The organism is Latilactobacillus parafuchuensis (assembly GCF_055271665.1).
In genome coordinates this window covers 842,713-862,171 of record NZ_CM143875.1, presented here as the reverse complement: position 1 = coordinate 862,171, position 19,459 = coordinate 842,713, and the positions used below count along the sequence as shown (strand labels likewise).

Annotated in this window: 16 protein-coding genes and 3 rRNA genes; 13 read left to right on the top strand and 6 right to left on the bottom strand. The window is 44.6% G+C overall.

Translation table 11 applies throughout. The annotated features are described in order from the left end of the window. Nucleotides 1-126 precede the first annotated feature (126 nt). From ACVPPQ_RS04445 to ACVPPQ_RS04425, 5 genes are all read left to right on the top strand, one after another. Nucleotides 127-1,698, top strand: a 16S ribosomal RNA gene (locus tag ACVPPQ_RS04445). Nucleotides 1,699-1,920: 222 nt separating this feature from the next. Continuing rightward, nucleotides 1,921-4,839: ribosomal RNA gene (locus ACVPPQ_RS04440) — 23S ribosomal RNA — on the top strand. 90 nt (nucleotides 4,840-4,929) lie between these two features. After that, a 5S ribosomal RNA gene (gene rrf / locus ACVPPQ_RS04435) occupies nucleotides 4,930-5,046 on the top strand. Together the 16S, 23S and 5S rRNA genes form the textbook arrangement of a ribosomal RNA operon. A 297-nt stretch (nucleotides 5,047-5,343) precedes the next feature. After that, on the top strand, nucleotides 5,344-6,069 hold the full coding sequence (locus ACVPPQ_RS04430) for a hypothetical protein (protein ID WP_463495991.1): 726 nt from the start codon (nucleotides 5,344-5,346) through the stop codon (nucleotides 6,067-6,069). Between the two features lie 82 nt (nucleotides 6,070-6,151). Further along, complete coding sequence (locus tag ACVPPQ_RS04425) at nucleotides 6,152-6,367, top strand: P8 family protein (protein WP_025083715.1); 216 nt, start codon at nucleotides 6,152-6,154, stop codon at nucleotides 6,365-6,367. Between the two features lie 54 nt (nucleotides 6,368-6,421). On the opposite strand, the gene ACVPPQ_RS04420 is transcribed toward ACVPPQ_RS04425, so the two are convergent. Further along, the gene (locus tag ACVPPQ_RS04420; protein ID WP_463495989.1) at nucleotides 6,422-7,609 is read right to left on the bottom strand and encodes a class I SAM-dependent methyltransferase; all 1,188 of its coding nucleotides are present in this window, start codon (nucleotides 7,607-7,609) and stop codon (nucleotides 6,422-6,424) included. A 170-nt stretch (nucleotides 7,610-7,779) separates the two neighbouring features. On the opposite strand from ACVPPQ_RS04420, the gene ACVPPQ_RS04415 reads away from it, so the two are divergent. Further along, nucleotides 7,780-8,820, top strand: a complete 1,041-nt coding sequence (locus ACVPPQ_RS04415) for an AI-2E family transporter (protein ID WP_463495987.1) — start codon at nucleotides 7,780-7,782, stop codon at nucleotides 8,818-8,820. Nucleotides 8,821-8,860: 40 nt separating this feature from the next. Here ACVPPQ_RS04415 and ACVPPQ_RS04410 read toward each other — a convergent pair whose 3' ends face one another. Continuing rightward, entirely contained in the window at nucleotides 8,861-9,109 is a 249-nt protein-coding gene (locus tag ACVPPQ_RS04410; RefSeq protein ID WP_463495985.1) for a helix-turn-helix domain-containing protein, read from the bottom strand. A 173-nt stretch (nucleotides 9,110-9,282) separates the two neighbouring features. Here ACVPPQ_RS04410 and ACVPPQ_RS04405 point away from each other — a divergent pair, with 173 nt between their 5' ends. Further along, entirely contained in the window at nucleotides 9,283-9,480 is a 198-nt protein-coding gene (locus tag ACVPPQ_RS04405; protein ID WP_025083719.1) for a helix-turn-helix domain-containing protein, read from the top strand. Between the two features lie 83 nt (nucleotides 9,481-9,563). Beyond that, entirely contained in the window at nucleotides 9,564-9,983 is a 420-nt protein-coding gene (gene arsC, locus ACVPPQ_RS04400; protein ID WP_463495983.1) for an arsenate reductase (thioredoxin), read from the top strand. A gap of 56 nt (nucleotides 9,984-10,039) precedes the next feature. Here the strand turns inward: arsC and ACVPPQ_RS04395 are convergent, their stop codons facing one another. Next, nucleotides 10,040-11,092: a D-alanine--D-alanine ligase family protein gene (locus ACVPPQ_RS04395; RefSeq protein WP_463495982.1), complete on the bottom strand. Its 1,053-nt coding sequence runs from the start codon at nucleotides 11,090-11,092 to the stop codon at nucleotides 10,040-10,042. Nucleotides 11,093-11,285: 193 nt separating this feature from the next. On the opposite strand from ACVPPQ_RS04395, the gene ACVPPQ_RS04390 reads away from it, so the two are divergent. From ACVPPQ_RS04390 to ACVPPQ_RS04370, 5 genes are all read left to right on the top strand, one after another. Next, the gene (locus ACVPPQ_RS04390; protein WP_463495980.1) at nucleotides 11,286-11,726 is read left to right on the top strand and encodes an Hsp20/alpha crystallin family protein; all 441 of its coding nucleotides are present in this window, start codon (nucleotides 11,286-11,288) and stop codon (nucleotides 11,724-11,726) included. Between the two features lie 311 nt (nucleotides 11,727-12,037). Next, nucleotides 12,038-12,934 carry an ABC transporter ATP-binding protein gene (locus tag ACVPPQ_RS04385; RefSeq protein WP_463495978.1) on the top strand — a complete coding sequence of 299 codons (897 nt, stop codon included), beginning with the start codon at nucleotides 12,038-12,040 and terminating at the stop codon, nucleotides 12,932-12,934. After that, the gene (locus ACVPPQ_RS04380) at nucleotides 12,927-14,168 is read left to right on the top strand and encodes an ABC transporter permease (protein ID WP_463495976.1); all 1,242 of its coding nucleotides are present in this window, start codon (nucleotides 12,927-12,929) and stop codon (nucleotides 14,166-14,168) included. Before ACVPPQ_RS04385 ends, ACVPPQ_RS04380 begins: the two co-directional genes overlap by 8 nt. Nucleotides 14,169-14,241: 73 nt before the next feature. Continuing rightward, complete coding sequence (locus tag ACVPPQ_RS04375; RefSeq protein ID WP_463495974.1) at nucleotides 14,242-16,137, top strand: M13 family metallopeptidase; 1,896 nt, start codon at nucleotides 14,242-14,244, stop codon at nucleotides 16,135-16,137. A gap of 86 nt (nucleotides 16,138-16,223) precedes the next feature. After that, nucleotides 16,224-16,853, top strand: coding sequence for a sugar O-acetyltransferase (locus tag ACVPPQ_RS04370; protein ID WP_463495972.1), 630 nt, complete (start codon nucleotides 16,224-16,226; stop codon nucleotides 16,851-16,853). Here the strand turns inward: ACVPPQ_RS04370 and ACVPPQ_RS04365 are convergent. Genes ACVPPQ_RS04365 through thiD form a run of 3 tightly spaced genes read right to left on the bottom strand, consistent with a single transcriptional unit; the run spans nucleotide 16,825 to nucleotide 19,458 of the window. Next, on the bottom strand, nucleotides 16,825-17,991 hold the full coding sequence (locus ACVPPQ_RS04365) for an SLC5/6 family protein (RefSeq protein WP_463495970.1): 1,167 nt from the start codon (nucleotides 17,989-17,991) through the stop codon (nucleotides 16,825-16,827). The two genes, ACVPPQ_RS04370 and ACVPPQ_RS04365, sit on opposite strands and share 29 nt — an antisense overlap. Beyond that, nucleotides 17,988-18,653: a thiamine phosphate synthase gene (gene thiE, locus ACVPPQ_RS04360; protein ID WP_463495968.1), complete on the bottom strand. Its 666-nt coding sequence runs from the start codon at nucleotides 18,651-18,653 to the stop codon at nucleotides 17,988-17,990. The genes ACVPPQ_RS04365 and thiE overlap by 4 nt, the downstream gene beginning before the upstream one ends. Then, complete coding sequence (gene thiD, locus ACVPPQ_RS04355; protein ID WP_463495966.1) at nucleotides 18,646-19,458, bottom strand: bifunctional hydroxymethylpyrimidine kinase/phosphomethylpyrimidine kinase; 813 nt, start codon at nucleotides 19,456-19,458, stop codon at nucleotides 18,646-18,648. Before thiD ends, thiE begins: the two co-directional genes overlap by 8 nt. Nucleotide 19,459 lies beyond the last annotated feature (1 nt).

Sequence of the window (19,459 nt, the reverse complement as noted above, 5' to 3'; positions counted from 1 at the left end):
ATCTTTGAAAACTGAACAAAGTTTCGACAAATCAAATGTGTAGGGTCGCCCTTCGGGGCACAACATATTTGCGAAGTCAATTCGCTAGCAAATAAATTAAGTAACAAAAACAAGAGCTACAAACTTTTAATTGAGAGTTTGATCCTGGCTCAGGACGAACGCTGGCGGCGTGCCTAATACATGCAAGTCGAACGCACTCTGGAACTGATTGAAGAAGCTTGCTTCTGATTGAAGCTCATTTGAGTGAGTGGCGGACGGGTGAGTAACACGTGGGTAACCTGCCCTAAAGTGGGGGATAACATTTGGAAACAGATGCTAATACCGCATAAAACCTAGCACCGCATGGTGCAAGGTTGAAAGATGGTTTCGGCTATCACTTTAGGATGGACCCGCGGTGCATTAGTTAGTTGGTGAGGTAAAGGCCCACCAAGACTGTGATGCATAGCCGACCTGAGAGGGTAATCGGCCACACTGGGACTGAGACACGGCCCAGACTCCTACGGGAGGCAGCAGTAGGGAATCTTCCACAATGGACGAAAGTCTGATGGAGCAACGCCGCGTGAGTGAAGAAGGTTTTCGGATCGTAAAACTCTGTTGTTGGAGAAGAATGTATCTGATAGTAACTGATCAGGTAGTGACGGTATCCAACCAGAAAGCCACGGCTAACTACGTGCCAGCAGCCGCGGTAATACGTAGGTGGCAAGCGTTGTCCGGATTTATTGGGCGTAAAGCGAGCGCAGGCGGTTTTTTAAGTCTGATGTGAAAGCCTTCGGCTCAACCGAAGAAGTGCATCGGAAACTGGGAAACTTGAGTGCAGAAGAGGACAGTGGAACTCCATGTGTAGCGGTGAAATGCGTAGATATATGGAAGAACACCAGTGGCGAAGGCGGCTGTCTGGTCTGTAACTGACGCTGAGGCTCGAAAGCATGGGTAGCAAACAGGATTAGATACCCTGGTAGTCCATGCCGTAAACGATGAGTGCTAGGTGTTGGAGGGTTTCCGCCCTTCAGTGCCGCAGCTAACGCATTAAGCACTCCGCCTGGGGAGTACGATCGCAAGATTGAAACTCAAAGGAATTGACGGGGGCCCGCACAAGCGGTGGAGCATGTGGTTTAATTCGAAGCAACGCGAAGAACCTTACCAGGTCTTGACATCTTCTGAAAATCTTAGAGATAAGACGTTCCCTTCGGGGACAGAATGACAGGTGGTGCATGGTTGTCGTCAGCTCGTGTCGTGAGATGTTGGGTTAAGTCCCGCAACGAGCGCAACCCTTATTACTAGTTGCCAGCATTTAGTTGGGCACTCTAGTGAGACTGCCGGTGACAAACCGGAGGAAGGTGGGGACGACGTCAAATCATCATGCCCCTTATGACCTGGGCTACACACGTGCTACAATGGATGGTACAACGAGTCGCAAAACCGCGAGGTTAAGCTAATCTCTTAAAACCATTCTCAGTTCGGATTGTAGGCTGCAACTCGCCTACATGAAGCCGGAATCGCTAGTAATCGCGGATCAGCATGCCGCGGTGAATACGTTCCCGGGCCTTGTACACACCGCCCGTCACACCATGAGAGTTTGTAACACCCAAAGCCGGTGAGGTAACCTTCGGGAGCCAGCCGTCTAAGGTGGGACAGATGATTAGGGTGAAGTCGTAACAAGGTAGCCGTAGGAGAACCTGCGGCTGGATCACCTCCTTTCTAAGGAATAATACGGAAAACCTTGTACATTTGTTAGCGTCGAAACTTTGTTTAGTTTTGAGAGGTCTACTCTCAAACTTTGTTCTTTGAAAACTGGATAATAAGTAATATTAGATTTAAAAGCCGAGAAAAACATTGCGTTTTAAAGAGTTTTTTAATAGAAGTATGAATTAGTTCATATCGCTAAACTCAAATAATAACCCTTTACCGTAGGTAAAGATAGGTTAAGTTATAAAGGGCGCACGGTGGATGCCTTGGCACTAGGAGCCGATGAAGGACGGTACTAACACCGATATGCTTCGGGGAGCTGTAAGTAAGCTTTGATCCGGAGATTTCCGAATGGGGGAACCCAATACCTTTAGTCGGGTATTATCATTAAGTGAATACATAGCTTAATGAAGGTAGACGCGGGGAACTGAAACATCTAAGTACCTGCAGGAAGAGAAAGAAAAATCGATTCCCTAAGTAGCGGCGAGCGAACGGGGAAAAGCCCAAACCAAGAAGCTTGCTTCTTGGGGTTGTAGGACAGAACATTGGAGTTACCAAGTTAAGTTGTAATCGAATCAGCTGGGAAGCTGAGTCAAAGAGTGTGATAACCACGTAGATTAAACAACTTAACCTCCGTTCTGGATCCTGAGTACGGCGGAACACGTGAAATTCCGTCGGAATCCGGGAGGACCATCTCCCAAGGCTAAATACTCCCTAGTGACCGATAGTGAACAAGTACCGTGAGGGAAAGGTGAAAAGCACCCCGGAAGGGGAGTGAAATAGATCCTGAAACCGTGTGCCTACAATTAGTCAAAGCTCGTTAATGAGTGATGGCGTGCCTTTTGTAGAATGAACCGGCGAGTTACGTTTATATGCGAGGTTAAAGTGAAAAGCTGGAGCCGTAGCGAAAGCGAGTCTGAAATGGGCGAGTGAGTATATAGATGTAGACCCGAAACCAAGTGACCTACCCATGTCCAGGTTGAAGGTGTGGTAAAACACACTGGAGGACCGAACCCACGTCAGTTGAAAATGGCGGGGATGAGGTGTGGGTAGCGGTGAAATTCCAAACGAACTTGGAGATAGCTGGTTCTCTCCGAAATAGCTTTAGGGCTAGCCTCGGAATATTGGATCATGGAGGTAGAGCACTGTTTGGACTAGGGGCCCGTCTTGGGTTACTGAATTCAGATAAACTCCGAATACCATTGATTTAGTTCCGGGAGTCAGACTGCGAGTGATAAGATCCGTAGTCGAAAGGGAAACAGCCCAGATCACCAGTTAAGGTCCCAAAATTTATGTTAAGTGGAAAAGGATGTGGCGGTGCACAGACAACTAGGATGTTGGCTCAGAAGCAGCCACCATTTAAAGAGTGCGTAATAGCTCACTAGTCGAGTGCCGCTGCGCCGAAAATGTACCGGGGCTAAACATAATACCGAAACTGTGGGTGGACACGTAAGTGTCCGCGGTAGGAGAGCGTTCTAAGGGCAATGAAGCTAGATCGTAAGGACTAGTGGAGCGCTTAGAAGTGAGAATGCCGGCATGAGTAGCGAAAGATCAGTGAGAATCTGATCCACCGTATGACTAAGGTTTCCTGGGGAAGGCTCGTCCTCCCAGGGTTAGTCGGGACCTAAGGCGAGGCCGAGAGGCGTAGTCGATGGCCAACAGGTTGATATTCCTGTACTAGTTTATTTTGTTTGAACGATGGAGGGACGCAGGAAGCTAAGGAAAGCACACGACTGGAAATGTGTGTCCAAGCAACGAGTCTTGAGTTGAGTGAAATGCTTGATTCTATAAGGACAAGTTGTGATGGGGAGCGAAATTAAGTAGCGAAGTTCCTGATGTTACACTGCCGAGAAAAGCTTCTAGTGAGAAATAAACTACCCGTACCGTAAACCGACACAGGTGGTCGAGGAGAATATCCTAAGGTGAGCGAGTGAACTCTCGTTAAGGAACTCGGCAAAATGACCCCGTAACTTCGGGAGAAGGGGTGCTGACCGTCAGGTCAGCCGCAGTGAATAGGCCCAAACAACTGTTTATCAAAAACACAGGTCTCTGCAAAATCGTAAGATGACGTATAGGGGCTGACGCCTGCCCGGTGCTGGAAGGTTAAGAGGATGAGTTAGCGCAAGCGAAGCCCAGAATTGAAGCCCCAGTAAACGGCGGCCGTAACTATAACGGTCCTAAGGTAGCGAAATTCCTTGTCGGGTAAGTTCCGACCCGCACGAAAGGCGTAATGATTTGGGCACTGTCTCAACGAGAGACTCGGTGAAATTATAATACCCGTGAAGATGCGGGTTACCCGCGACAGGACGGAAAGACCCCATGGAGCTTTACTGTAGCTTGATATTGAGTGTTTGTATAGTTTGTACAGGATAGGTAGGAGCCGTAGAGATCGGAACGCTAGTTTCGATGGAGGCGTTGGTGGGATACTACCCCAACTGTATGACCACTCTAACCCGCGTCACTTAGCGTGACGGGAGACAGTGTCAGGTGGGCAGTTTGACTGGGGCGGTCGCCTCCTAAAGTGTAACGGAGGCGCTCAAAGGTTCTCTCAGAATGGTTGGAAATCATTCGTAGAGTGTAAAGGTATAAGAGAGCTTGACTGTGAGATTGACAAATCGAGCAGGGACGAAAGTCGGACTTAGTGATCCGGTGGTTCCGTATGGAAGGGCCATCGCTCAACGGATAAAAGCTACCCTGGGGATAACAGGCTTATCTCCCCCAAGAGTCCACATCGACGGGGAGGTTTGGCACCTCGATGTCGGCTCATCGCATCCTGGGGCTGTAGTCGGTCCCAAGGGTTGGGCTGTTCGCCCATTAAAGCGGTACGCGAGCTGGGTTCAGAACGTCGTGAGACAGTTCGGTCCCTATCCGTCGCGGGCGCAGGAAATTTGAGAGGAGCTGTCCTTAGTACGAGAGGACCGGGATGGACATACCTCTGGTGTACCAGTTGTTCCGCCAGGAGCATCGCTGGGTAGCTATGTATGGAAGGGATAAACGCTGAAAGCATCTAAGTGTGAAGCCCCCCTCGAGATGAGATTTCCCATTCCTTTATGGAAGTAAGACCCCTGAAAGATGATCAGGTAGATAGGCTAGGAGTGGAAGTACAGCGATGTATGGAGCGGACTAGTACTAATCGGTCGAGGACTTAACCAAAGGTGCAATGTTTTGGGCTTTTGAGATGATATTACTTATTATGCAGTTTTGAGAGAACGAAGTTCTTCTCAGTGCGAATAGCACAAATAGTGTGGTGGCGATAGCAAGAAGGATACACCTGTTCCCATGTCGAACACAGAAGTTAAGCTTCTTAGCGCCGATAGTAGTTGGTGGGAAACTACCTGCGAGGATAGGACGTTGCCACGCAAAGCAAAAAGGTTGAACCAAAAGGTTTGACCTTTTTTTGTGTTCAGTAAATTGAGTTCGTCTGTATGATACCCAAAAGTACGGGACCGAGGAGCATATAGAATAATCGGTGTTTTTGTAAGCATTACTTGTCACAAAATGCTATATACTAGCCATTTTTTAGGGGGATAGATTCGAGCAAGGTTTCAAATTTGATTTGTATCATACCCAAAAGTACGGGTGGTCGATTGATCCTAGTAGTCGACAATCGAAACTGACTAGTTTAGAATATAAAACAGATTCCAAGGAGGTAGCGGGATGATTGAATGCACACAGTGCCACATTAAATATGGTTCTAAATTACGCCAGTGTCCTAGTTGTGGACACCAACGTGATTTAATCACGGACATGCCTAAAAATAAAATAACACGTTCGGCTTATTATCAATATATAAAAAGCAGTTGGCAACACCCCTTTAAAACGAATTGGCAGTGGGCTAGCAGGCGATTCGGGTGGATTACGATTGGAACCCTATTACTAATCAATATGGCGACAATCAGCCTATTAGTGGCAGATTGGGCACAACAGACTGAAGCAATTGCCGGTGTTTCAACATCGTACATTGTTTTACGGCAGCCAACCGCTTTATTACCGCTCAACTTACGTTTTTGGCTTTACCAATTAGTCGTCGTTGCGGGCTTGTTAGGGATTGGCTATTTATTAAAACGGTTTGGTGGCCGACAGAAGACGACCATTAACCGCTATGTCGCGGAAGTTGCAACCTATAGCGGCATCAGTTTGCCGGTAGCGTTGATTGCGTTAATCATCGCGTGGTTTGCCGGGTTAAATGCACTGATTTTAATCGGGGTCTTGTGGTTCATCAATTATCTGATTTTAAACATGGCAATCATCGCGAGCTTATTGCGCACCCGTACGCGGATTGATGCGTTTTATCTCGTGATTATTGATCAGTTGTGTGTGCATCTAGCCATCGTTTTGATGATTGGCCAGTTTGTTTTAAAGCTCATTAATCAATTCCTTTAAAAATAATAAGGCGTTATTTAGGCCACTTTTGTGAAAGAGGACTAAAATAGAACTTGTAATATAAAAAAGGGAGGCCTTTAAAATGGCAGTAGACGTAGAAAAGACATTAGTTTTAGATATGAAAATGTCTGAGGTATTTGATTGGAGTGACGACAAGACAATCGTAAGAGATGCTTTGTGGGATCACTATATGGAATCAAATGGCCGCAATACTGACCAAACGGCAGCAATTATGAAACCATACTTAGATATGAGCGATGCTGACGTTCGTGCGAAAGCAGAAGCTGAATTAAAATAATAGTGATTAATCAAAAAGAGCCCGCTGATAATCAGCGAGCTCTTTTTATAAGCATTAAACGTTATAGATATAATCACGGGTCATCGGTAAATCACGGGCACTAGCGCCTTTTGAAACGAGGAATTGAATGACATCAATGTTTCCAGATTCAAAAGAAGCGGCACAAGCCTGTAGGTAGAGATCCCACATACGGATGAACTCAAGACTGGTCTGCGCTTGGATTTCAGTGCGGTGTGCATTAAAATTGGCATCCCAGATTTCAAGTGTCTTTTGGTAATGGCGGCGTAAAGGTTCCATATCAGAGATTTGGAGACCGGCGTTGATCATGTGTTGCGTATTCTCAACTAAACCGGGGACGTAACCACCGGGGAAGATGTATTTATTGATCCAGGCGTTTTTAGCGCCACCTTGTTGGCGGGTAATGCCGTGGATTAAAGCGACACCGTCATCAGTTAGGTAATCAGCGACGTCTTGGAAATATTCGCCGAGATTTTCTTGGCCAACGTGTTCGAACATCCCAACACTGGCAATGTAATCGAATGGGGCGTGTTTTAATTCACGATAATCGATCAATTGGACTTCAGCGACATCGCTAAGCCCTTCGTCAATGATGCGTTTAGCGACAAAATCGTATTGTTCTTGGCTCAATGTAATGCCAACGACTCTTAGATGGTATTCCTTAGCCGCCGTTAACATCAGCGTGCCCCAACCGCAACCGATATCTAAAAATGTCCGGCCGGGTTGTGGATTGAGTTTACGTAAAATGTGGTGGACCTTATTCAGTTGCGCAGTTTCCAAACTATCATTCTTATTTTCAAAATAGGCACATGAATAAGTCATGCTTTGATCGAGCCATAGTTGGTAGAAATCATTGCCTAAATCATAATGACTTTGGATATCTTTCTTGCTGGCTTTTTCTGAATGGGATTGTTTAGGTAAGAAGTGAATATAGTTGCGATTACGCATAAAGCTGTCAGCGCTATTGTAAGCCGCTGTCATCAATTCTTGTAAAGGTGCAGCATTCTTCCCTGTAACCTCCAGTTCACCAGCCATATAGGCCTCACCGAGTGCGAGTGAAGCGTTGCTTGATAATTGTTTGATGGGAATTGCTTTTTTAAAAGTAATTGCTATTTCAGGCTCCCCAGAACCATACGTTTCAGTTGTACCGTCCCAATAGTTAACGATAATTGGGAAAGTAAAGGAGTGTTGTAGTAGTTTCTTATAAAAAGTTTTTTCTAACATTCCGAAAATCCTTTCTAGTTTAAAAATTTAAAATACCAAACAAGTATACGACTATTTAATAAATAATGTAAGTAAAAGTCGTTAGGTACCGTAGCTTTAAATACTCAAAACCACAAAAGTGTTGTAGAATAGATGGATTGAGTATGTAATTGGGCATAGGAGGAAAGTGTGTGACTTTATATCAAAAATTTATCGCGAATCAACAGTTGCGAAAAACCACTGTCTTATTAATTCTGATCGGGTTAATCTACGTGGCGCGACCAATGATGAATATTATTTTATTAACCTTTATCTTTACGTTTTTAGTGACGCAATTAGTGCGTAAGATTCAAACTTATGTCAAAATTCCATCGGCAGCGGTGGTGGTACCACTCTATATTTTAATTATCTTTTTAGTTTACTTGGCCGTCACGATTTATGTGCCCCAAATTGCGAAACAAACGATTAAACTGGGTGAGAGTGTCTATAAGTTCTACCAAAGTCCGTCGTTTGATGCGAATAAGTTCATGCAAATCATCAGTGATTACATGAAACAATTTAATTTAACCGAGCAGTTGAAAAATGGTGTGACGACGATCGTCAATTACATCACCGGCATTGGGACGATGGGTGTGACGATTGTCCTATCGTTCATCTTAAGTTTCTTCTACACGATTGAACTGAACCAACTCAGTCAATTCGGTCAACTCTTTTTGAAAAGTACTTATGGCTGGTTCTTTCAAGACATTTATTATTTCGCTAAAAAGTTCGTCAATACGTTTGGCGTGGTGATTGAAGCGCAACTCTTCATCGCGGTGGTCAATACGGTTCTGACGACGATCACGTTAACCATTATGAAAATGCCGAATGTGCCAAGTTTGGCGATTATGATCTTCTTATTGTCGATGATTCCGGTTGCCGGTGTGATTATCTCGTGTGTACCGCTGTGTATCATCGCCTTTTCAGTCGGTGGGATTCAATTTGTCGCGTATATCTTAATCATGATTGTCGCGATTCATACGTTAGAAACTTACGTCTTGAATCCAAGGTTTATGTCGAGCAAGACTCAATTACCAATCTTCTTCACGTTTGTAATCTTGTTTGCGGCTGAACGGTTCTTAGGGACGTGGGGCTTAATTGTGGGAATTCCAATTTTTACGTTCTTCTTAGATATTCTAGGGGTCAAAACGATTGGCAAGCAAAACCAACCGACTGACATTAAAATTGAATAGTAACAATCAAAAATCGGTTAAACGCTGCTTATGCTTGCGTTTAACCGATTTTTTTGGGTGCTGATTGGCGATGGCTATCCGCGACGGTGGTTGCCAGTTGATTCAAGTCGATTTGTAGTTCGGTCGCCACGATAAAGAGTGTTTTTAATGCTGGAGCGGCGCCTTTTTCCCAGCGATAAATCATCGAGCTGCTGACTTTAATCTGATAATTTGCGGTTAACTGGTCGGCGAGTTGTTGCATCGTTAAGTTTAGCGCAAGCCGTTTGTCGTGCAATAATTGGCCAAACATTAAATTCACCTTCTTCTAGAATTAAAAATAATTAGATAACATTAATTATATGACAAAATACGTCAAAAAGTTATCATTTTCCTATAAAAAGTCGAATTGACAAGTTTATGGAGATGACGTAACATTCCTAATGTGGAACAAAATGTATCAATATTCTTTTGGGGGTGCCAACTTTGGCAGAGAAGTTATTTGTTTTATCAGGTTATTTGAAGAGTCATGATTTAAAACAACAAGTCGTCGCCGATGTGCTAGGGAAGACATTAACGACGGCTAATCGGAAGATTCGTGGTAAGATTCCGTTTACGGTGAAAGAAATTCAGTCGTTACATGATGAACTTGATATTCCAATCTCAGTTTTTTTTGATAAATAAGCTAAAAGGTCAATTCGCAATTCGGATTGGCCTTTTGTGTTGTATAATGATTATCCAATCTAAATTGAAATGAGGTCGTTAAGATGCCCCAAATTTATTTTTTATGTACGGGTAATTCCTGTCGGAGCCAGATGGCGGAAGGTTTTGGTAAAACCTTGCTAGGGCCTGATTGGCAAGTGGCGAGTGCCGGAATTGAAACGCACGGTTTAAACCCGGTTGCTGTTCAAGTAATGGCCGAAAAAGACATCGATATTTCAACTCAGCAATCGCAGTTAATCGACAATGATTATTTACAAAGTTGTGATTTAGTCGTGACGTTATGTGGTGATGCGCGTGATAAGTGTCCGATGACGCCCCCTAATATCCAACGGATTCATTGGCCGTTGCCGGATCCAGCCGCTTTTGACGGGGATGATGAGGCTAAATTAAACCAATTTAGAAGTGTGCGCGACCAAATTGAAACAGCAATCAGTCATTTAAGCAAACAAAAAGACGGCCAATAAGGTCGCCTTTTTGTTTGATAACGTGCTTTTGGGTTGCTAGCCGCAACTCAACACACTTATTTATTTTTCAATAATTCTAATTTACCGTTAACGATCATTTCACAGAGGTCGGGGTAACTAATCCCAACAACTTCGGCTTCTTGCGGAATTAATGATAAGGGGGTCATACCAGGTAACGTGTTACCTTCGATGACGAACAACCCATTTTCAGGACTCCAGAAGAAATCAATCCGTGCGTAATTTGTGAGGCCAAGTGCTTGCATCGCATCTAGCGCCATTTGTTTCATCGCATCGTGGACATCATCCGGTAAATCGTTCGGTGGTGTGATGAATTGTGTTGTGTTACCTGTCACGAATTTATGTTCAAAGTCGTACCAACCGTCGTTAACGACGATTTCGATGGCGGGTAATGGTTGGCCATTAACGACGCCTAATGAGAATTCGCGACCTTTAATGAATTCTTCAATTAAAGCAGTCGTGTCAAAACGGAGTGCATCTTCAACGGCTGGTTTTAATTCGCCTTCATTGTGGACGATGTGGGTGCCGACACTTGACCCACCGTTACTAGGTTTAACGACAACGGGGTATTCAAATGGGACCGCTGGAATCGCTTGGTTCCGATAAGCGGCTACGAAACGGGCCGTTGGAATTTGATTATAAAGTAAAATTTCTTTTGAAACTTTTTTGTCCATTGTGACACCAGCGGCTAATGTATCGCTACCGGTATAAGGAATACCAAAGAGATTGAGGACCGCTTGAACCTTACCATCTTCACCATCGCCACCATGCAATGCGAGAAAAACGATATCAGCAGTTTTACAAATTTCTAAGACATTGGGGCCGAACAATTGCGTCGTGCCATCCGTGCGTAACTTGTTGATGTCGTCGTCCGTTAAGACGGCATCGCTGATGTCATAGTCTTTTTCAATGGGATCTGATGAATACAAATCGTCGATTGAATCAACGGCTTGCAAATCGTCACCTAAGAAAAGATCGACAAAAGCAACATCGTGGCCTTTCGTTTGTAATGCGTGCGTAATTTTATGGCCTGACGTTAGTGAAACGTTGCGTTCAGTACTGCGACCGCCCGCTAAAACAACAATTTTCATATGAGTCTACCTCCGAATATTTTTGGAACCTTAAGTATAGCATACATGCGATTAGTGGGGTATCAAAATGAGTTGGATAGGCGCAAAAAAACGCAAAATTAGCACTCGAATATCAAGAGTGCTAATTTCTCGAATTTTCAGAAATACGCCTTATAATAGACTTGTAATCAAATAAAGAAAGGAAGTTTTAGAGATGGCAAACGAATTAATGGATCGTCGTCAAGATTGGCTAGATAGTTTAGTTGGGGATGACTTTTTCAAGAACTTTGGTAAACAATTCTTTGCAATGTCGCCTGAAACTGACAACATGATGCAGACCGACGTCAAAGAAACAGATCAAGCTTACCAATTGACTGTTGATTTACCGGGGTTAGAGAAGAAAGATATTCATGTCGATTATCAAAATGAGACGTTGAAGATTAGTGCGAAACGGGATAGTTTTGATGATCATAGTGATGCGGATGGCAATGTCGTCCAAAGTGAACGGCATTACGGCCGTTTCAGTCGGCAGTTCTATTTACCAGCAGTTGATCGCACCAAGATTAGTGCGAAATACGACAATGGTGTTTTAAACTTAGAATTGCCAAAGCAAGCTGAACAAGCAACCGCGGCTAATCGAATTGAAATTCAATAGTTAATCAAATAAAAGACGAGTTTATGCCAGTAATTTGGCATAAACCCGTCTTTTTTAATGCTGATTGTCGGTATCTTGAGCGCGAAACATTTAGTTGTAGTGTTCCTCATCTTCTTAAATGTTATTCATCAAATCCGCCAAGTTAAATGTAAATCCTACTCAGTCAATTAGCAAAGCAACTCGTTGCTGTCAATCGACATTAAATGATGCATAAAGGTCTTTGGTAACAACGATTAACGGTTGATAAGGGTGTGATTTTCCCGGGGAATATTGTATAGTTAATGTGATTAAGATATTAGGGGGTAGGGACAGTGCTGACACTTTCACATTTATCAAAAAGTTTTGGGGCGATGAAGGCGGTCGATGACGTTTCATTTACGGTTCAACCGGGTGAAATTTTAGGATTAATCGGTCAAAATGGGGCTGGCAAAACGACGACTTTCAGAATGATTTTGAATTTTATGACACCCGATCAAGGGACAATTTTGTGGAAAGGCCACGCGTTCACTAGTCGCGATTACGATCAATTGGGTTATTTACCTGAAGAACGTGGCTTGTACCCAAAGATGACGGTTGAACAACAAATTTTATATTTTGCACAATTGCGGGGCTGTAAAACGGTCGACGTTAAACCGCGGATTGATGACTGGTTAGCGCGGTTTGCCGTTAAGGGCAAACGGACCGATAAAATTAAAGATCTATCAAAAGGCAATCAACAAAAAGTACAGTTGATTGCGACTTTAATTCATGAACCAGCCCTAATCATTTTAGACGAACCGTTTAGTGGTCTCGATCCGGTCAACGCCGGTTTATTGGAAGACGGCATTGAATGGTTGAAAGCTAAAGGCGCTGCGATTATTTTTTCGAGTCATGATATGACCAACGTCGCTAAAATTAGTGATCGGATTGTGATGCTCCGTCAAGGCCAGATTGCCTTGGCTGGAACGGTTGATGAGATTCGGCAACAATTTGGCCGGACGAAGTTATTTTTGGAATCGCCACTGACGCAGACGACGCTCGAAGCATTACCCGGCGTTTCACGTGTAACACCGCATGGCCAACAACTTGAAATCACACTAACCGATGAAGCGGTCGGCCCACAAATCTTTGAACTAGCGACTAAGGCCGGTTATATTCCAGAATTTAGTCAACAGGCCCCTAGTTTAGATGAAATCTTCAGAATAAAGGTGGCGGAAACCAATGACTAAATTTAAGGTGATCTTCAAACAGGTTTTTATGAAGAATATTAAAAGTCCGGCCTATTTAACGATGATTTTAATGCCTGTTTTGTTGCTAGCGGTGATTTTTGGCATTGGGAAAATCATTGATCAGTCACAAACTGCGGCTAAAATTGCGGTAGTCGGCCAAGCGCCTGAAAGTGCGGCGATTCGGCAACTTAAAGGGACCGACTATACAGTTAAACCAGCGATTACGACGGTTAAACAAGCTAAACAGGCGTTAGAAAAAGAACAAATCGATGGCTACTTAACGGTCGATCAACAGGCCCAAATAACTTATTATCAACAACAAGCGAGCCATGATTTTGACCCCAGTACCTTGCAGAATCAAATCAATCAATTACAGTTAGTCACATTGGCAGAAGCGGCCAATGTACCCACTGCCCAAATCAAGCAGTTGATGACGCCGACTACGGTGAAAACGGTCACTGTTTCGGTTGAGGACGGTCAACAAAAAATAGCTCAGAGTCAGAATCAAGATGTCACTCAAATGATTTCATTAGGGATTACAGTCTTAATGTTTGTCTTCATCGTCAATTATGCGGGGATAATTGCCCAGGAAATAGCGACCGAAAAAGGCTCGCGCATTATGGAGATTATTCTATCGAGTGTCTCCGCGACAACCCAATTCTTTGCAAAGGTTGGTGCGATTTTGGCGCTCGTTTTAACCCAAATCGGTGTCTATCTGGTGATTGGGCTGGTCGGTTATCAATTTTTAAAACAGCAAGTCGCGTTGAGGAGTATCTTAAAACAAGTGACGGCCGTCATTTGGACGCCACCGATTTGGTATGCGATTGCCTTTTTAGTGGTCGGTGTTTTACTCTATACCATTATCGCAGCGATGCTCGGTTCGGTGGTTTCACGGATGGATCAAGTTCAACAAGCAATTTCGCCATTGATTATTATGGGAACGCTCAGCTACATGGGCGGCTTTGTGCTAATGTCACACGCAGATATTCCAATCCTAAAAATCCTAAGTTATGTGCCGTTATTCTCACAAATCATGTTACCGGTTCGTTTCGCGAATGGTGATATCAGCGCAATGGCCGCTGGTCTGGGCTTAGGGTTAGCGATTGTTGCCTTAGTCGGGCTGACCTACCTAGCGCTGATTATCTACCGGATGAACGTGTTGGTTTATTCGGATAGCGGGGTGCTGAAGTCATTTATGCGCTCATTTACGTTATTGAAAGCGGAACAGAAATAAGGACCGTTCCGGTGGCTTAGAAGACAAATTTAATGGTAGACTAAGGATAGATTCTGTTTGAGGAGGCTCTTTTATGACGAAGATACGGATGCAAGATGATTTCTATGGTGCCGTGAATGACGAGTGGCTGGCGCAAGCTAAGATTCCGGCCGATAAACCAGCAACGGGTGGTTTTGTGGCGTTAGTGGATGAAATTGACAATCAGTTAATGCAAGATTTTGAAACGTTGAAACCAGTCGATCAACCTTTATTACAAGCCTTTATGGATTATTACGCCTTAGCGGCCGATTTTAAAACCCGTGATCAACTAGGCGTCAACCCGATTTTACCGTTAATCGCTCGCGTACAATCGTTGAGCAATTTAGCCGATTATAATCAAGGCTTGGCGGACTGGGTCTTATCGGGGTTACCAACACCGTTTAATTTATCGGTTGATCCAGATATGAAACAAACCCAACAAAATGCGTTATACATTGAAGCCGCGGATTTAATTTTACCGGATAAAACGTATTATGAAGCAGGCAATGAGAGTGCTGACCAACTATTAGCCGTCTTTACGGATATGATGGTCCAACTCCTGCAGAAAATTGGTTTAGCGCCAATTGATGCGACTAAGACCGTTAAACAAGCTTTAGTCTTCGATCGCTCACTAGCGCCTTACGTCAAAAGTGCCGAAGAAGCAGCCGATTATACGAAACTTTACAATCCGCGTGATTTAGCACCGTTTTTGACGCAACAAACAACACTTGATTTTAAAACACTATTCCAAAAAGTATTGCCTAAACAACCGACGCAAATTATCGTGACGGAACCCGCCTATTTTGACCAATTAACTCAATTGGTGACAACGGCGAACTTTGCCGATTTTAAAGCCTGGTTATTAGTGATGACGGTTCGCGGTTGGAGTGGCTATTTGAATGAAGAAATGCGTCAGATTAGTTCGATTTATAGTCGCGCTTTGTCTGGGAGTAAAGAAGCCCGTCCGCAAGCCAAGAGTGCGTATTATTTGGCACTAGGGATGTTTAACCAAGTGGTCGGCGACTATTATGGTCGGCGTTATTTTGGTGAATCGGCCAAAAAAGATGTCGAACAAATGGTTAAAAAGATGATTGGTGTGTATCAGAAACGTCTCGAAAATAACGATTGGTTAAGCGCAGAAACGCGCGAAAAAGCGATTGTTAAACTCAATCATTTAGGGATTCATGTCGGCTATCCTGAGAAAATCGCCCCAATTTTTGCAAAATTAAGAACGGTACCGGCTGTTGATGGTGGGACGCTATTTGAAAATACGGCCGACTTTATTCGGACCGTTGAAACTGAGAATTTTGCCCAATTGACGCAACCCGTCGACCGCGCTAAATGGGAAATGGGTGCGGCCACGGTCAACGCCTATTATTCACCTTCTAAAAACGTAATTGTGTTCCCCGCAGCAATTCTACAAGCGCCATTTTATAGTTTGGCACAAAGTAGTAGTGCGAATTACGGTGGGATTGGGGCCGTGATTGCCCATGAAATTTCACACGCGTTTGATAATAACGGTGCGCAATTTGATGAATATGGTAATTTAAATAATTGGTGGCAAACCAGTGATTTAGACCATTTTAAGGCGTTGGCGCAGACCATGATTGACCAATTTGACGGTCGCCAGTTGGCTGGTAACGCGGTCAACGGCAAGTTAACGGTTTCGGAAAACATCGCCGATGCCGGTGGCTTGAGTTGTGCACTAGAGGCGGCGAAATCCGCAGATGATGTCGATTTAGCAGCCTTCTTTACTAATTGGGCGACGATTTGGCGGATGAAAGCGACGGTTCAATATCAACAGTTGTTGTTGAATGTTGACGTCCATGCGCCAAACGCTTTGCGCGCCAATGTCCAAGTTCAAAACTTGGCTGATTTCTATACGACCTTTGAAATTCAACCGACTGATGGAATGTATTTAGCACCAGAACAACGTGTTGCGATTTGGTAATTGAAGATTGATCACGTAAAAAGGGCGCCACATCAAATTGATTCGATTGATGGGGCGCCCTTTTTTATGAAATTGGAGGAAATAACATGACTGAAAAAGAACGTATGATCAATGGCCAACTGTATCGGGCCAATGATGACCAACTACGGGCCGATATGAAGCGCGCTCGGGTGTTGACCCGCCTGTTTAATCAAACCACTGAAGAACAGCAGACCTATCGCCGGGAATTGACACAGCAACTATTCGCCAAAAGCGGCGCAGATCTATACATTGAACCGCCTTTTCGGGCGGATTATGGCTGTCAAACAACGATTGGCGAGCACGTTTATATGAACTATGACTGTATTATTGTTGATGTGGCGCCGGTGACGATTGGCAATCACGTTTTCTTCGGACCGCGAGTTGGTTTGTATACGGCCGGCCATCCGATTACGGCCCAAGAACGGCGTGATGATTTAGAATATGGTCATGCCATTACGATTGGGGATGACGTCTGGATTGGTGGCAACACGGTGGTTAATCCAGGGGTCACGATTGGTAGTAACGTGGTCATTGGTTCCGGTTCAATCGTCACGAAAGATATTCCGGATAATGTGGTCGCGGTGGGGAATCCGTGCCGGGTACTCCGGCCAATTACATCAGACGATCACGCTTATTGGGCCCAAGAAAAAGCGGCGTATTTCGCTGCTATTGATGAACCGAATCACGTTTTATAAAAAGTCCAACAAGCAATAAGCTTATGGTCAGACAACCCATTAATAGACTAGTCGTTCCGAGTGGAAAATTAAAGCGTTGTAAGCCGTAATAACCCAATAGGCCGATTAACCAAAAGGAAAAATTAATTGGTTTTGGTAATGGCCGGTAAAAGACGTTAAAGAAAATGATGGTGTATAGTGGCGTGAAGGCCGCGCTGATCAGACCGAGAAATAGTTCATATTTAAAAACCTGACTATTATTAGCCAGTCCTAGGGCCATTAACGTGACACCAATCCCCAGTAAATTGGGTGAAACATGCCAGGTTGGAAAGATGTTTTTAAGATTAACGCCGGCCGAATAGGCATCCAAAAACGTGGTGGTAATGGTTGAAAAAAGGATGATGAACAGCACGATTAAACCGTAGTGAGTCGCCCCTAAAAATTGATTGAAGTCGGTATAACCGGTTAAAATAACCGTCAAAAATCCTAAAAAGAACATACTGAGACTACCTAAAAAGTAGCCACTAGTACTCCATAAAGAGAGTGTTAGTGGCTTTTTTGAATGCTGTGTATAATCGGCAATCAACGGTAGCCAAGATAGTGCCATTGAAATACTCAGTTCAACTGCTGATCCAAAATGAATCGGTTGAACCGTTGTGTGTTGACTATTGATTGGGAGCGTCCCAAGTTGCCAAAAAAGACCAACGCAGGCGATGACCAATAAGAGGACAATTGTGTTATTTAGTTTAAAGAAGAGTTGCGATTTTAAAGCGAGCCAGATGATGATTAGCGCGGTGATCATCAGTGTATCAACGATATAGGAAGTTTTGAGTAGCTTTAGTTGCTGCAAAGATTGCGCGGCATTGGCAATCATAATACCAGTCCAACCGATGAGTTGAATCACGTTTAGGCCGGCAAATAGCAACATCCCTTTGGCGCCATAGACGGGTCGGGTTAATTCAATCGCATTTTGTTGACGTTGGCCCCCGATGAAGCTTGCTGGCAGTAACAATAAAAAGGCGCCAATTAAATGGCCGATAATAATGGCCAAACTGCCTTTGAGAAGGCCTAACGGTGCGATTAAGGTGCCGGTGATGATTTCGGCAATCGAAATCGCGGCGCCAAACCATAGTAAAAATTGATTACGATTGATTTTCATAATGAAGCCTCGCTAGCGTGCCACGGTTGTTTTAACGTTTGAACGGTTTGGGCAATATCTGAACTCTGGGTAATCACCGAAATGACGGCGGCTCCAGCAACGCCGGTTTGGGCGACGCTGGCAACGTTGCGTAGTGAAATCCCGCCGATTGCGACCACTGGCCGTTCGCTGAGCGATACAAAATTGGCTAATTGTTGCAAGCCAAGTGGCGATTGCGCATCCGCTTTAGAATGGGTGGGGAAAATGGGGCCAATGCCTAAATAATCTAAAATCGGTTGCTGATGACAGACTATGATTTCGGCGGCGCTATGACAAGATAAACCGGTGATTAAACCGTGGCGTTTGGCGGTTTCGATTTTAGCCCACGGTTGATCGGATTGACCTACGTGCAAGCCGTCAGCTTGGAGTGTTAAGGCCAGTTCTAATCGATCATCAATGAAAAAAGGGACTTGGTAAGTTCGACAAAGTTGCTGCGCTTGGCGGGCATAGTGTTCAATCGCAGCAGTTGATTGCAGACTATTCGGACCTTTCTCGCGGAATTGAAAACAAGTAATCCCGGCTTTAAGTGCCGCTTCTAATGTCGGTAAGAATTGGGCGACGCCGGTATCCTGGGTGCCAGCCACTAAATAGGTTTGGAGTATTTCCGGGGAAATATTAGTCATGTTCAACCTCCCGATACGCCCAGTGATTGGTCGGACCATGGCCGTGACCGACGGCAATCGGATTGGCAATTGCCGCTTGAATATAGGCTTTACTAATCCGAATCGCTTGTTTTAAGGGCGTGCCTTTGGCAAGTTCCGCCGTGATGCAAGCTGAAATCGTATCACCGGTCCCGTGCGTTCGGATCGTTTCAATCCGGGGTGTCGACAGCCATTCATCACTGCCATCCGCGTATAGAATATAATCGTTGGCTTGTTGTTCCGCCGTTTGGTGGCCACCTTTGATGATGATGTTTTGCGCGCCCATTTTTTGTAAGATTTGGGCGGCTAACTTGAACTCAGCTGGTGTTTTAACGGATTGACCAATCAAGACTTCGGCTTCGGGTAAGTTGGGCGTCAGGACGGTTGCGAGAGGCAATAATTCGTTGCGTAAAGTCGTGATCGCATCCTCGGTTAAAAGTGCGGCTCCACCCTTAGCAATCATGACGGGGTCTAACGTCAGCGGGCCAAAGTCAAAGCGCCGTAAATTTTCGGCTACGGCCGCCACGTGTGCGGCATCGGCTAACATACCGGTTTTACAGGCTTTAATGTGGAAGTCGGCTGCCAATGATTCAAATTGTTTAGTAATCAATTCAAGGGGCAACGGGAAACTGTCTTGCACCCCGAGTGTGTTTTGAGCGGTAATCGCGACGACCACGTTGGTGGCAAAAACGTGGCGTTCCTGCATCGTTTTAATGTCAGCTTGCATGCCAGCACCGCCACCACTATCGGAACCAGCAATCGTTAGGGCTTGTGGAAAGTCGTTCATC